This window comes from Burkholderia sp. A9 (assembly GCF_000801975.1).
The window spans coordinates 1-12207 of the sequence record NZ_JSZN01000017.1 but is presented as its reverse complement, the minus strand read 5'-3'; the positions used below and the strand labels follow the sequence as shown (position 1 = coordinate 12207).

Annotated in this window: 13 protein-coding genes and 2 pseudogenes; 9 read left to right on the top strand and 6 right to left on the bottom strand. The window is 63.7% G+C overall.

The window, feature by feature from the left end; translation table 11 throughout:
* Nucleotides 1-31: 31 nt before the first annotated feature.
* Together PI86_RS09690 and PI86_RS09685 are read left to right on the top strand one after the other, a co-directional pair.
* On the top strand, nt 32-1144 hold the full coding sequence (locus PI86_RS09690; RefSeq protein ID WP_039321443.1) for an alkene reductase: 1113 nt from the start codon (nt 32-34) through the stop codon (nt 1142-1144).
* 84 nt (nt 1145-1228) lie between these two features.
* A complete protein-coding gene (locus PI86_RS09685; protein WP_039321441.1) occupies nt 1229-1879 on the top strand; it encodes an NAD(P)-dependent oxidoreductase in 651 nt (216 codons plus the stop codon).
* A 19-nt stretch (nt 1880-1898) separates the two neighbouring features.
* Here PI86_RS09685 and PI86_RS09680 read toward each other — a convergent pair.
* Both PI86_RS09680 and PI86_RS17065 read right to left on the bottom strand, forming a co-directional pair.
* Nucleotides 1899-2377, bottom strand: a pseudogene (locus tag PI86_RS09680) (helix-hairpin-helix domain-containing protein); the annotation flags it as partial.
* Nucleotides 2378-2867: 490 nt separating this feature from the next.
* Nucleotides 2868-3029: pseudogene (locus tag PI86_RS17065) on the bottom strand (IS3 family transposase); the annotation flags it as partial.
* A 460-nt stretch (nt 3030-3489) separates the two neighbouring features.
* Between PI86_RS17065 and PI86_RS09670 the strand changes: the two are divergent.
* Complete coding sequence (locus tag PI86_RS09670) at nt 3490-4413, top strand: LysR family transcriptional regulator (protein WP_039321435.1); 924 nt, start codon at nt 3490-3492, stop codon at nt 4411-4413.
* A gap of 33 nt (nt 4414-4446) precedes the next feature.
* Nucleotides 4447-5772, top strand: a complete 1326-nt coding sequence (gene dctA, locus PI86_RS09665) for a C4-dicarboxylate transporter DctA (protein ID WP_039321434.1) — start codon at nt 4447-4449, stop codon at nt 5770-5772.
* Nucleotides 5773-5796: 24 nt separating this feature from the next.
* Here dctA and PI86_RS09660 read toward each other — a convergent pair whose 3' ends face one another.
* The 3 genes from PI86_RS09660 to PI86_RS17870 form a co-directional block, all read right to left on the bottom strand.
* Nucleotides 5797-6579 (bottom strand): substrate-binding domain-containing protein, encoded by a 783-nt coding sequence (locus PI86_RS09660; protein ID WP_039321572.1) that lies wholly within the window; start codon nt 6577-6579, stop codon nt 5797-5799.
* Nucleotides 6580-6634: 55 nt separating this feature from the next.
* Nucleotides 6635-7930 (bottom strand): MFS transporter, encoded by a 1296-nt coding sequence (locus PI86_RS09655; protein ID WP_039321431.1) that lies wholly within the window; start codon nt 7928-7930, stop codon nt 6635-6637.
* A gap of 80 nt (nt 7931-8010) precedes the next feature.
* On the bottom strand, nt 8011-8133 hold the full coding sequence (locus PI86_RS17870; RefSeq protein WP_268745902.1) for a hypothetical protein: 123 nt from the start codon (nt 8131-8133) through the stop codon (nt 8011-8013).
* 81 nt (nt 8134-8214) lie between these two features.
* On the opposite strand from PI86_RS17870, the gene PI86_RS09650 reads away from it, so the two are divergent.
* The 3 genes from PI86_RS09650 to PI86_RS09640 all read left to right on the top strand — a co-directional run bounded on the left by PI86_RS09650 (nt 8215) and on the right by PI86_RS09640 (nt 10127).
* The gene (locus PI86_RS09650) at nt 8215-8925 is read left to right on the top strand and encodes a PadR family transcriptional regulator (protein WP_039321430.1); all 711 of its coding nucleotides are present in this window, start codon (nt 8215-8217) and stop codon (nt 8923-8925) included.
* A 36-nt stretch (nt 8926-8961) separates the two neighbouring features.
* Entirely contained in the window at nt 8962-9783 is an 822-nt protein-coding gene (locus PI86_RS09645; RefSeq protein ID WP_039321427.1) for a siderophore-interacting protein, read from the top strand.
* A 119-nt stretch (nt 9784-9902) separates the two neighbouring features.
* Nucleotides 9903-10127 (top strand): hypothetical protein, encoded by a 225-nt coding sequence (locus tag PI86_RS09640; protein ID WP_039321426.1) that lies wholly within the window; start codon nt 9903-9905, stop codon nt 10125-10127.
* A gap of 39 nt (nt 10128-10166) precedes the next feature.
* Here the strand turns inward: PI86_RS09640 and PI86_RS09635 are convergent, their stop codons facing one another.
* Complete coding sequence (locus tag PI86_RS09635; RefSeq protein ID WP_039321424.1) at nt 10167-10748, bottom strand: undecaprenyl-diphosphatase; 582 nt, start codon at nt 10746-10748, stop codon at nt 10167-10169.
* A 451-nt stretch (nt 10749-11199) separates the two neighbouring features.
* Between PI86_RS09635 and PI86_RS09630 the strand changes: the two genes are divergently transcribed.
* Complete coding sequence (locus tag PI86_RS09630) at nt 11200-11940, top strand: acetoacetate decarboxylase (RefSeq protein ID WP_014900686.1); 741 nt, start codon at nt 11200-11202, stop codon at nt 11938-11940.
* Between the two features lie 52 nt (nt 11941-11992).
* Nucleotides 11993-12207 (top strand): SDR family NAD(P)-dependent oxidoreductase (locus tag PI86_RS09625; RefSeq protein ID WP_039321422.1); only part of this gene is annotated, 215 nt, incomplete at its 3' end.

Genomic DNA, 12207 nt, shown 5'->3' with positions numbered 1-12207 from the left:
GTTGCCGCAGCCACGTGCAAAGGACCTTCTAATGTCCCTGTTATCACTCTTCACGCCGCTTAAAGTCGGACGCTACAAGCTGGCCCACCGTGTCGTGATGCCGCCGCTCACACGCATGCGCGCTGGCGCCGGGAATGTTCCGAATCAGCTCGCCCCCGAGTACTACGGCCAACGTGCTTCCGAAGGCGGCCTCAGCATCGCCGAAGCCACGCAAGTCACGCCCAATGGACAGGGTTACCCTGCAACCCCCGGTATTCATTCCACGGAACAGGTGGCTGGCTGGCGGAAAGTGACCGATGCAGTACATGCCAAGGGAGGCATCATCTTTCTGCAGCTGTTGCATACCGGGCGGGCGTCGCATTCGAGCTTCCAACCGAACGGCGAACTTCCTATTGCACCATCGGCGATCGCGATCACTGGTCTAACCGCGCTGACCCCGGAATGGAAGTCGGTGCCTTACGAGATACCGCGTGCACTTGAGCTGGACGAAATTCCCGGGATCGTCGAAGCCTGGCGCGAAGGCGCGCGCGACGCCATGGCAGCCGGTTTCGATGGTGTGGAAATTCACGGCGCGAACGGCCTCCTGTTGCAGCAGTTTCTGGACGACAGCTCTAACAAGCGTGCCGACATTTACGGAGGTTCGGTCGAGAACCGGGCCCGGCTGCTCGTCGAGATCACGCAAGCGTTGATCGAGATCTGGGGTGCCGATCGCATCGGGGTTCGTCTGTCACCGTTCGGCAGATTCAACGACGTGGGCGATTCTGATCCGATCGCGCTTTACGGGCACGTGCTCACGCGCCTGAGCAAGCTCGGTATCGCTTACGTCAGTTTGATCGAGGCACGTAGTACGAGCGCCGGGCTGGAGATCGATACCCCCCAATCAGTCAGCGAGCTTCGCCTCTTCTGGCCAGGGACCCTGATCCTCGCCGGCGGATTCACCGCGGAGTCGGCGGACGAGGCCATCCGTTCCGGGCAAGCGGACGCGGTGGCGTTCGGCAGGCAGTTCATCTCGAATCCCGACCTGCCTGCGCGCCTCAGGCGTGGTGCGCCGCTCAGCTGCTATGACCGTGCGACTTTCTATGGCGGCGGTGCAGCAGGTTATGTCGATTACCCCGTGCTGGAAACGTCGGGCCATACGGAGTGACGTCGAGGTTCACGGCACTACCGGCGTCGTGAATCTTCGCGCCATTCAACCAACAGAAATGCCAATCCTTAAGGGACATTGAATATGAAAGTCGTCGTTCTTGCCGCCACCGGCCAGGTTGGCCGCACGGTCCTCAGCGAACTGATCAGCCGCGGTCATCAAGTCACCGCAGTCGCGCGTACTCCGGACAAGCTGCCCAACAGCATCCATACCGTGCGCGACGACCTGAGCAGCGCTGATCGAATTGCAGAGATCATCGCCGGAGCCGATGCAGTGGTCAGCGCATTCGGACCTCCGAAGGAGGACGCACGTTTCTTTAGCGACGTGAGTTACACGGATCAACTGGCCCACGTGATCGAGCGAGCGATTGCCGCTGTACGCAAGACTGGCGTCCCCCGCCTCCTCATGGCAGGCGGATGCGGCTCGCTGTGGTTTTCGCCGGGCGTGACAGTGCTGGAATCCGGTCACTGGCCCGAGAAGGCAGTTCCGATCGCGACCTCTCATGTCAAGGCTTTTGCGGCGTTGAGAGCGTCGGATATCAACTGGACTTATTTCAGCCCGCCGATGCAGATCGATCCGGGCGTGCGCACGGGCAAGTTCCGTCTTGGCGGCGATGACCTCGTCGTGGACGAGCAAGGCAAAAGCTGGGTCTCCTTCGAGGACTATGCGGTTGCGCTGGTCGACGAGCTGGAGAAACCTGCACACGAGCGAGCGCGCTTCACTATCGGCTACTAGCAAGTCCGCATTCGCATGGGCGATCGCGCAGCAGCGCCAGCGGATGCCGGCCGAGCGTGAATCCCATCGCGCGATAGTCCGTCACGATCTCTGTGCCTTCGGATGCTTGCGGTAGCGCCGGCACCGCGTCGTCGCGTTCCGTACCGCGCAGAAGATCCCGATCAGGGACCGCGGCGACGGCCAGCCAGAGCGACGCGCGTCGGTTGCCGCCCGCGAGTGAGCGAAGTTCGTTCGCGCGCGCGAGCACCTGCGGGTCGTGCCGATCGAGCCGCGCGCGGCGCGCGAGGTCCGCGACGTCGACGAATGGCCGCGCGGCGCGTGCGAGCTCGATGCGGTCGGCGACGCCATCGCGCATACCGCGCGACAACGAGAAGGCGAGGCGTACGGGCACCGGCGTCATCGGTCCATCGTTCACCGAATCCCATGCACTTACGGTGACTGCTAGCACCTCAAGGCCGAGGATGGTGTGTCCGGCAGCAGTGGCGAGGGCCCGAAAAAAACCAACCGATCTGCTGTACTGCGGACTGACCCCGGACGAGAGCACTCGGAGCCTAGCTCCAGCATTGAGACCGACCTAAGGCTGCAATTGTTTGCGTGTATATCCGAGCAGTAGGAACAACGTTCAGTTCAGTTATGAACTGCGCGGGCTGCGCACCGCGTCGCAGTACGCGAACGGTAGCTTCGCAGTGTCATGCGAAGCTCCCTCCAAGAAGGTGAAGTTCGATAAGCAGAAGAGCTCAGCACATGCCGGCATCGAAAGAGGCATTGTGGCCATGAGATGTACAACCGATGCAAAAACATTTCCATCGAACAGAGCATCCGCCAGACCTCCGAGCACACTCAGTGGTCGATGTCTTGAAAGACGATACTCTTTCGCGCTATCCCGATTGATTCCGTATATCTACCGATTCATCTAAGGTGGTGAAGGACTGAGGCAAATGGCTGACGGGCAGGCGTGCCACTCATCGGTAGAAAAATGGGTGCTATATACGTCGATGCCGAGTGCTTCGCGATTGACGTCGTCGATCACGTTGAACAGCCGGATGCCGCGCTCGTCGGGCGGTTGGTCGTGCATGAAGTCCATCGACCAGACTTGGTTGACGGCGCACGGCACCGCCAGCGGCTCCGGTACCGGCCTGACCAGTGGCTTGCACTCATCGACGCCGACTGCGGCGCGCGGACCGTGCTTTGCGGTCGCCCGCGAGCCCGTGCAGTTCACGCCCCCGCCCTGACGGACAAGCACAAGTTCAGCGTCGGCTTGAATATCCTGGCAACCGCGACGCCACGCATGCGCTCGCTGCTCGCGACATCGCCGACGATCCGGCGGCGACCTTCGTCACCGCGCTGGCGGCCCGCATGCACGTGAGCGAACGGACGTTTGCGCGCGGTTTCATTAAAGAGACCGGGCTCTCACCGGCCCGTTAGGAAGCGTGGGCGCGTTGCAGCGTGCGTTTGCAAAATACGTCGGCGCATCGCCGCGAGACTATCGTGCGCGGTTCGGGCAACAACGCCGGGCAAACCCGAAGACATCGGGTTTCAGGCAACGCAACGCGCGTGGCGGCGGCAGAATCATGCACAATGGCCCGCATCTGAGTGGCGGAGATTTGCCCGTGGGGATCAACTTCGATTTAACCGACTTGCAGGCATTTCGCGCCGTAGTGGAAACGGGAAGCTTCCGAAAGGCCGCCGACGTAGTCAACATTTCCCAGCCGGCCTTGAGTCGTCGGATCGACAAGCTCGAGGAAGCGCTCGGCGTGCGACTATTCGAGCGCACCACGCGCAGCGTCTCGCTCACCACAGTCGGTCGCGTGTTCGCGCAGAGTGCCGAACAACTGCTGGACGATCTCGATGTCGCCCTGCTCGGCATTCGCGACGTGTCATCGAGCCGCTTGGGCCATGTGACAATCGCGTGCGTGCCTTCGGTCGCCTACTACTTCCTTCCCGCCATCATCGCACGCTATCATCAGCGCTTTCCGCGCATCAGGGTGAAACTGCTCGATGCAAGCGCCAACGAGGTGCTCGGGGCCGTCATCAGCGGCGAGGCGGATTTCGGCGTGAGCTTCATTGGCAGCCAGGAGGCTGAGATCGAGTTCAAGGTGTTGCTCCAGGAACGCTTCGTTGCCGCCTGTCGCCGCGACCACCCGCTCGCACGCAAGAAGCGCGTGACCTGGAACGAACTTTACGAGCACGAATATGTGTCGGTCGACAAGACTTCCGGCAACCGCCTGCTGCTCGACCAGGCGCTGACCGCCGTCGCCCCGCACGTACCGAGCGTCTGCGAGACACGCCACGTGACGACCCTGCTCGGATTGATCGAAGCGGGGCTCGGCGTCGCCGCAGTACCCTCGATGGCGATGCCCGGGAAAGACCACCCTATTCTCACGAGCGTGCCGCTCGTCGAACCGGTCGTCAAACGACGTGTGGGAATCGTGAAGCGGCGCGGACGACCGCTCACACCAGCCGCCGAGGCATTTCATCGGATGGTCATCGAGGCGAAGCGTGGCGGTATCGCAAGCAATGGCGCATCGGTGTAACGACGACAAAGAGACACGAAGGAAGACCGGACAGTGAGGTTGGCCAGGCTGCTTGGATCGCTTTACGCGCAGGTTCTGCTCGCGATGATGCTCGGCATGGGCATCGGTCACGCATGGCCGGCGGCGGGCGCGATGCTCAAGCCCCTCAGCGATGCGTTCGTCGGCCTGGTGAAGATGACCATCGCCCCGATCGTCTTTTGCACGATCGTCTCGGGCATCACGTCGCTGGCGAACGGGAAGGCAATCGGCCGCACGATCGCGCGGGCACTGGCGCTCTTCTATCTGTTGACGGCCGCCGCGCTCGCGCTCGGGCTCGTCACCGCATACGTGCTGCAACCCGGCGCCGGCATGCACATTGATGTCCACCACCTGGATGCGAGCATCCTCGCTCCGTATGCGAAGCATGCGGAACCGCGGGGGCTTGTGGCGTTCGGGCTGAGCGTGATTCCGGACACGATGCTCGGCGCGTTCGCCAAAGGCGACGTGTTGCCGGTGCTGCTGCTGTCGCTATTGTTCGGCTTCTCGTTGAATCTGCACCCGCGGGCCGGCCGGCCCGTTCTTGCGCTGATTGACGGTGTCGCCCAGGTCGTCTTTCGCGTGCTCGCGATGATCATGCGGCTCGCGCCGCTCGGCGCATTCGGCGCGATGGCTTTCACGGTGGGCCGCTTCGGGATCGGCTCGGTGGGCTCGCTCGCGATGCTGATGGTGTCCTTCTACGTGGCCTGCGTGTTGTTCGTCGCGTTGGTGCTCGCACCGCTCGCGCGGCTGCACGGTTTCGCGCTCTGGCGGCTCTTGCGTTACATACGTGAAGAATTGCTCATCGTCCTCGCGACGTCGTCCACGGAGCCCGTTCTGCCGCGTCTGATCGTCAAGCTGGAGGCACTCGGCTGCGACAAGGGCATCGTGGGGCTCGTGCTGCCGGCGGGCTATTCCTTCAATCTGGACGGTACCGCGATCTATCTGACACTCGCGGCATTGTTCATCGCACAGGCGTGCGACGTACCCCTGTCGGCGTCGCAGATCGCGGTAATGCTCGCCATCATGCTGCTCACATCAAAGGGGGCGGCCGGTGTTTCCGGTAGCGGGCTGGTTGCGCTCGTCGCCACGCTCGCCGTCATGCCCGACCTACCCGTCGCCGGGGTGGCGATGCTGGTCGGCATCGATCGCTTCATGTCCGAAGCGCGCGCACTGACCAGCGTGATCAGCAATGCGTGCGCGGTGATTTTCGTATCGTCGTGGGAAGGTGCGTGCGATCGTACGCGTCTTGCGCAGAGGCTCGCGGTGGGTGGGCCGGCCTTGCCAAACGGGGCCGATGAAGACAGTGTCGTGGGAGACGGCGGCGACGGGAAGGCGGTCTGACACAAGCCTTCCCGTCGATCGGGCTCAATGCGCGGAAGCGGAATCCAGCCCGGTCGATTTCACGTCGGCCTGCACGTCGGGCGACGCAAGATAATCGAGCAGCGCCTTCGCTTCCTTCGGATGCTGTGCGCCGACTGGGATGCCGGCGGCGAAGCGCGTGACGGACTGCAGCGATTCCGGAATCTTGCCGACGAAGGTCGCGCCGTGGACGGGCAGCAGTTCGCTGACCTGCTGGAAGCCGACTTCGTAGTCGCCGTTCGCGACGACAGAAGCGACCGGAATCCGCGGAATCATCTTCGCCTTCGGCTTCACCTGGTCCTCGATGCCGAGCTTCTTGAACAGCTCGCGTTCGATATACACGCCGCTCGCACTGTCCGAGTAGGCGATCGACTTCGCGTGCAGCAGCGCCTGCTTGAGACCTTCAGCGGTGCTGATGTCGGGCTTTGCCGCGCCGTCGCGCACGACCATGCCGATGCGCGAGTCGGCCAGCTCGACCCGCGATTCGGGGATGACCTTGCCTTGCTTGATCAGATCGTCCAGCGCGTAGCCGACCATGATGACGGCGTCGGCGGGCTCGCCGCGCGCGAGCCGGTTCGGAATCGCTTCGGGCGACTTGCCCATCGACGGGCCCAGCGTGGTTGCGAGCATATTGCCCGTCGTGGCCGCGAACCGGGGGCCGAGCACCTTGTAGGCGGCGGTGAAGCCACCCGAGCTCATCACGTGCAGTTCGGCAGCCTGCACATTGGCCGCGAGCGCCGCGGTGGCGACGAGGGCGGTTGTGCAAAATTTCAGGAGCGGATTTCTCATCGTCATGGTCGTGCAGATTCGTGAGTGGGGGTGAACGTGACGGACAGGCCGGCTATCAATGCGCCGGCGTCAACGTCGCCGTGCGGTGGCGATAGAGCGCGAACGTCGCAAGCAGCGCGCACACCGCGGCGAAGCTCATCCAGTAGCCGGGTGCGGCCTTGTCGCCCGTCATGTGAATGAGCCCGGTCGAGATGGCCGGCGTGAAGCCACCGAACACGGCCGTCGCGAGGCTGTAGGCGAGCGAGAAGCCCGCGACACGCACCTGCACCGGCATCACTTCGGTGAGCGCGACGACCATCGCACCGTTATAGATCCCGTACATGAACGAGAGCCAGAGCAGGACGAGCAGCATGTTGGCGAACGACGGCGCGTGAGCGAGGAACGACAGCGCCGGATAGGCGGTCACGACGGTGAGCATTGTCATGCCGACCAGCAGCGGCCGACGGCCGATCCGGTCGGACAACGCACCGCCGATTGGCAGCCACACGAAGTTCGACACACCGACGCAAAGCGTCACGAGCAGGCTGTCGGCGGTGCTCAGATGCAGCACCGTCTTGCCGAAGGTCGGCGCATACACCGTGATCAGATAGAAGCTCGTGGTGGTCATCGCGACCAGCATCATGCCGGCGACCACGACGCCCCAGTTCTGAACCAGCGTACCGAACACTTCCTTCATGCCCGGACGATGCTTGCGCGCCTTGAACTCCTGGGTTTCCTCCAGGTTGCGGCGCAGCATGAAGATGAACGGCACGATCATGCAACCGACGAAGAACGGCACGCGCCATCCCCAGGCGGCGATCTGCGATGCGCTCAGCCACTGATTGAGCGCAAAGCCGAGGGCCGCCGCGATGACGATTGCGACCTGTTGGCTGGCCGACTGCCAGCTCGTGAAGAACCCCTTGCGGCCGGGCGTCGCCAGCTCGGCGAGATAGACCGATACGCCGCCCAGTTCGGCACCTGCGGAAAAGCCCTGCAGCAGCCGCCCGATCAGCACGAGCACGGGCGCCAGCAGGCCGATCGTCGCGTAGCCCGGCACGAACGCGATCAGGATGGTGCCGCTCGCCATGATGGACAGCGTGACGATCAGGCCCTTGCGACGGCCGACCTCGTCGATGTACGCGCCCAGCACGATGGCGCCCAGCGGGCGCATCAGGAAGCCGGCGCCGAACACGGCGAAGGTCATCATCAACGATGCAAACTCGCTTTGCGCGGGGAAGAAGACATTGGCGATCTGCGTGGCGTAGAAGCCGAACAGGAAAAAGTCGAACTGCTCGAGAAAATTGCCGGCCGTGACGCGAAAGATCGCAGCGGCCTTCGAACGTTCGGCCGGAAGGCTGGACGAGGGGTGCATCGGGGTGTCTCCTAAAAAACCTGAAATACGTGCGCGGGGCGGATCGATTGTCGTTTTTCGGAATGTTCGCCCGGCGTCGATCAAACGATAAGTGCAATTTTTGGAAGAATTGATGCAATGCGGTTATCAATCGACGCGGTCTCGCCTGTTTCGATCAGCTCCTGCACACCTAGTGATGCCGGTGTGACCAGCACCCCACTCATCCACCCCCACATAACTTCCCTTGACACCCTATCTTTCGATATATATCTTTAGATATGTTTTACGACATATAGGACACGATCATGCGACACCCCCCTTCCCGCGGCCATGTCCGATGCGACGGTCATGGTGCGCATGCCGGCCCTGAATGGTTCGCCGGCCTCTGGCAGGCGATCGGCCGCCATCGCCGCGGCCACGATCCGTTTGGCGGCGGCCCGTTCGGCGGCCGTGGCGGACGCGGCGGCTTTGGTGATTTCGGCGACGACGGCATGCCGCGCGGACGCCAGTTCAGCTCCGACGATCTCCAGCTGCTGCTGCTCGCGCTCGTCGCCGAGCAGCCGAGCCACGGCTACGAACTGATCAAGGCGCTCGACACGCGCTCGAACGGCTTCTACAGCCCGAGCCCCGGCATGGTGTATCCGGCGCTCACGTATCTCGAGGAAGTCGGCTTCGTCGCGTCGCAGGCGGAAGGCAACCGCAAGCGCTATGCGCTGACCGACGCCGGCCGCGCGCATCTCGATGCGCAGCGCGAGCGCGTCGACACCTTGTTCGCGCGCCTCACGCACCTCGCGCGCAAGATGGAATTCATGCGCCGCGCATTCGCCGGCGAATCGGCGGGCGGCGAAGCTCAGGACGAAGCACAGCCCGGCTGGCTGCCGGAGTTCGTCGAGGCGCGCCTCGCACTGAAGCGGGCACTGCTCCACAAGAGCGCCGCCGATGCCGACGAACAACGGCGTATCGCGGCGATCATGCGCCGCGCGACTGCCGAAATCGAAGGCGGCACCGGCGCGTAATCCGCGCCGCCCCCAAATATCAAGGAGAACGGATCGATGCAGAACCCATCCGAACGCGCCGTCACCCGCGTGCGCCATACCCTCAAGTTCCGCCTGTTGCAGGTCCTGCGCGTGCACGCGGTGACGCCGCACTTGCTGCGCGTCACGCTCGGCGGCCCCGACCTCGCGGATTTCGAATCGTCGTCGTTCGACGATCACGTGAAGGTGTTTTTCCCCCCGCCCGGCGCGGAGCGCCCCGCGATGCCGACGCTCGGTGCGAACGGCCCCGAGTTTCCCGAAGGCGAGCCGAAGCCGGTCGCGCGCGACTTCACGCCGCGCCGCTTCGACCGCGCCGCCTGCGAACTGGATCTGGAATTCGTGCTGAACCATTCGGGCCCCGCATCGCAGTGGGCCGCGCAGGCACGCGTCGGCCAATGGCTCGGCATCGGCGGCCCGCGCGGTTCGTTCGTGGTCCCGACCGATTTCGACTGGCACCTGCTGATCGGCGACGATACGGCACTGCCCGCAGTCGCGCGGCGTCTCGAGCAATTGCCGGCCGGCGCGCGCGCGGCGGTGGTGCTGGAAGTCGCGGATCGCACCGCGCAGATCTCGTTCGATACGCGCGCCGACGTGCATGAGATCTGGCACTTTCGCGCCGAAGCCGACGCAGCGGACGGCGACGTGCTGCTGGATGCCGTGCGCGAGCTGCCGCTGCCGTCGTCCGGCGACGGTTACGTGTGGGCGGCGGGTGAAGCGCAGTCGATGCGCGCGGTCCGTCTGCACCTGACCGGTGAGCGCGGGGTCGACAAGTCGCGCATCCGCGCGGCGGCATACTGGAAGCGCGGCTCGGCGGCCGTGCATGAAACACTGGAAGACTGACTGGAACGGCCGCCCGTGCATCGGCGGGCTTGGCATCGGCCGCGCGGCTGGTATATATCTATGCCTGCGACGCCGCTGTCGGGCGACAGCCGCCGCATCCTGCCCAGGAGCGCCCGGTCATGACAAAAGAAAGTCCCGCTTCGCCTTTCCTTCGCAACCTGAAGATCATCGGCTACGGCGGTCTCGCCGCCGTCGTGCTCGCGCTGTTCATCGCGATGTGCGCAATCCTGAAGGAAAGCGCGCTCGAACGCGACACCGCACCGCATCCGGGCGAGACGCCCGAACTGCACGAAGCCGGCGGCGGCCCGTCCACTTCCGCCGAAGCAGCCAGGACGCCCGGTTGACGGCGTCCGGCTCGCACTGCTCCGGCGTCGTTTTCCCGCTTAGTGCGTGCGTTCGCGCCCCATCATCACCGCGTGCACGACGTCGCCGATCCGCTCGAGCAATTCGACCACACGTTGCCCATACAGGTGCGCGGCCAGCGCGCCAGCCGTGCCGACCAGCACGCCACCGGCCATGTCGAACGGCCAGTGCACGCCCGCATACACGCGCCCCCATGCAATCGCCACGGCCATCGCTGCCATCACGAACCCGGTGAGCCGCGTGGTGCCGGCGAGCAGCATGCCGACCGCGAGACTCCATGCGAACGTCATGTGATCGCTCGGAAACGAGCTGTCCGGCGCATGCGGAATCAGTTGCGTGCCGACGCCGGCCATGAACGGTCGCGGCGAAAACCAGAAACGTCCGATCACCTGCGCGAGCACCAGCGCCACGCAGGTACCGACGCCGGCCTCGATCGCCTGGCGTCGCGTCGGGCGCTCGCCGAAGATCCAGGTCAGCAGCAGCATCACGGGCAGTGCATAGACGAGCCAGTCGGCGGCAAAGATCGCGAGGCGGGCAACGCCTGGGTGCGGCGCCGCACCGGCATTGATGGCGGAAAACAAGGTGAGATTGAGGTTCTGCATGAATCCGGTTGCGTGGGGCATGATGATTGGACCGGGCGGGCCGGTCGGATGCGAACGATGCTAGTGCTCACTCGCTTAAGCGTTGCTTAACGCGCAGGGTGACCGGTGATCAGGGTCCGTGCGCCGCGCGCGAACGCACTTAGAGGCTGCACTGCAACACAAGTTCACACAATTGTCACATTCCTGCGCGACCGTCTCCCGCAAAAGCTCACCAACGATCCCGTAAAGGCTCACGTTTTTCACATCGTGGCGTCATCGATGCGTGTGACTATCGGGCCACCACGTGCGATCGATGCCGTTTGCACCATTCGCCTCAACATTTACATCGTAACTAATTCGAAATCGGCAACAATTAATTCCGAATGCGGCATCGCACAACCGCAACGCACAGGCATAGGATTACGGGCTTACGAGCACTCATCCACGAAGCGATCTACAACAAGGAGTCCGCATGAAACCCAGCGATGTCCGATCGAAAGCGTTTGCGATGCCGTTGACCAGCCCGGCATTCCCGATGGGCCCGTACCGTTTCGTCGATCGTGAGTTTCTGATCATCACGTATCGCACCGATCCCGACCGCCTGCGCGAGATCGTCCCCGAGCCGCTGAAGATCACCGAGCCGCTCGTGCATTACGAATTCATTCGCATGGCCGATTCGACCGGCTTCGGCGACTACACCGAAAGCGGCCAGGTGATCCCTGTCGAGTACAACGGCCAGGCCGGTGGCTACACGCTCGCGATGTATCTCGACGATCACCCGCCGATCGCCGGCGGCCGCGAGCTGTGGGGTTTCCCGAAGAAGCTCGCATCGCCCACGCTGAACGTGAACACCGATCACATCCTGGGCACGCTCGACTACGGCAAGGTGCGCGTCGCGACCGGCACGATGGGCTACAAGCACAAGGAACTCGACATCGACGAGCAGACGAAGCGCCTCGCCGGTCCGAACTTCCTGCTGAAGATCATCCCGCATGTCGACGGCACCGCACGCGTGTGCGAACTGGTGCGCTACTACATGCAGGACATCAAGATGAAAGGCGCATGGACGGGCCCCGCGTCGCTCGAACTGGCGCCGCACGCGCTGGCGCCGGTGGCCGACCTGCCGGTGCTCGAGATCGTCGAAGCCCGCCACATCGTCGCAGATTTGACACTTGGCCTCGGCGAAGTCGTCTACGATTACCTGGCTCAGTAACACGTCCGCAGTCCTTACTCCCTGTCAATCCTTTCACCACGGGAAATTCGAAATGAGCAACCTGAATGGCAAGACCGCAGTCGTCACGGGCGCCGCAAGCGGCATCGGCAAGGAAATCGCACTCGAGCTCGCCAAGGCGGGCGCGGCCGTCGCGATCGCCGACCTGAACCAGGACGGCGCGAATGCGGTTGCCGACGAGATCAACAAGGCAGGCGGCAAGGCGATCGGCGTCGCGATGGACGTGACGAACGAGGAAGCCGTGAACAG

Coding starts and splice junctions, on each gene's coding strand:
- PI86_RS09690 (WP_039321443.1), top strand. CDS start 32: ATGTCCCTGTTATCACTCTTCACGCCGCTTAAAGTCGGACGCTACAAG.
- PI86_RS09685 (WP_039321441.1), top strand. CDS start 1,229: ATGAAAGTCGTCGTTCTTGCCGCCACCGGCCAGGTTGGCCGCACGGTC.
- PI86_RS09660 (WP_039321572.1), bottom strand. CDS start 6,579: ATGAGAAATCCGCTCCTGAAATTTTGCACAACCGCCCTCGTCGCCACC.
- PI86_RS09655 (WP_039321431.1), bottom strand. CDS start 7,930: ATGCACCCCTCGTCCAGCCTTCCGGCCGAACGTTCGAAGGCCGCTGCG.
- PI86_RS17870 (WP_268745902.1), bottom strand. CDS start 8,133: ATGAGTGGGGTGCTGGTCACACCGGCATCACTAGGTGTGCAGGAGCTG.
- PI86_RS09650 (WP_039321430.1), top strand. CDS start 8,215: ATGCGACACCCCCCTTCCCGCGGCCATGTCCGATGCGACGGTCATGGT.
- PI86_RS09645 (WP_039321427.1), top strand. CDS start 8,962: ATGCAGAACCCATCCGAACGCGCCGTCACCCGCGTGCGCCATACCCTC.
- PI86_RS09640 (WP_039321426.1), top strand. CDS start 9,903: ATGACAAAAGAAAGTCCCGCTTCGCCTTTCCTTCGCAACCTGAAGATC.
- PI86_RS09635 (WP_039321424.1), bottom strand. CDS start 10,748: ATGCAGAACCTCAATCTCACCTTGTTTTCCGCCATCAATGCCGGTGCG.
- PI86_RS09630 (WP_014900686.1), top strand. CDS start 11,200: ATGAAACCCAGCGATGTCCGATCGAAAGCGTTTGCGATGCCGTTGACC.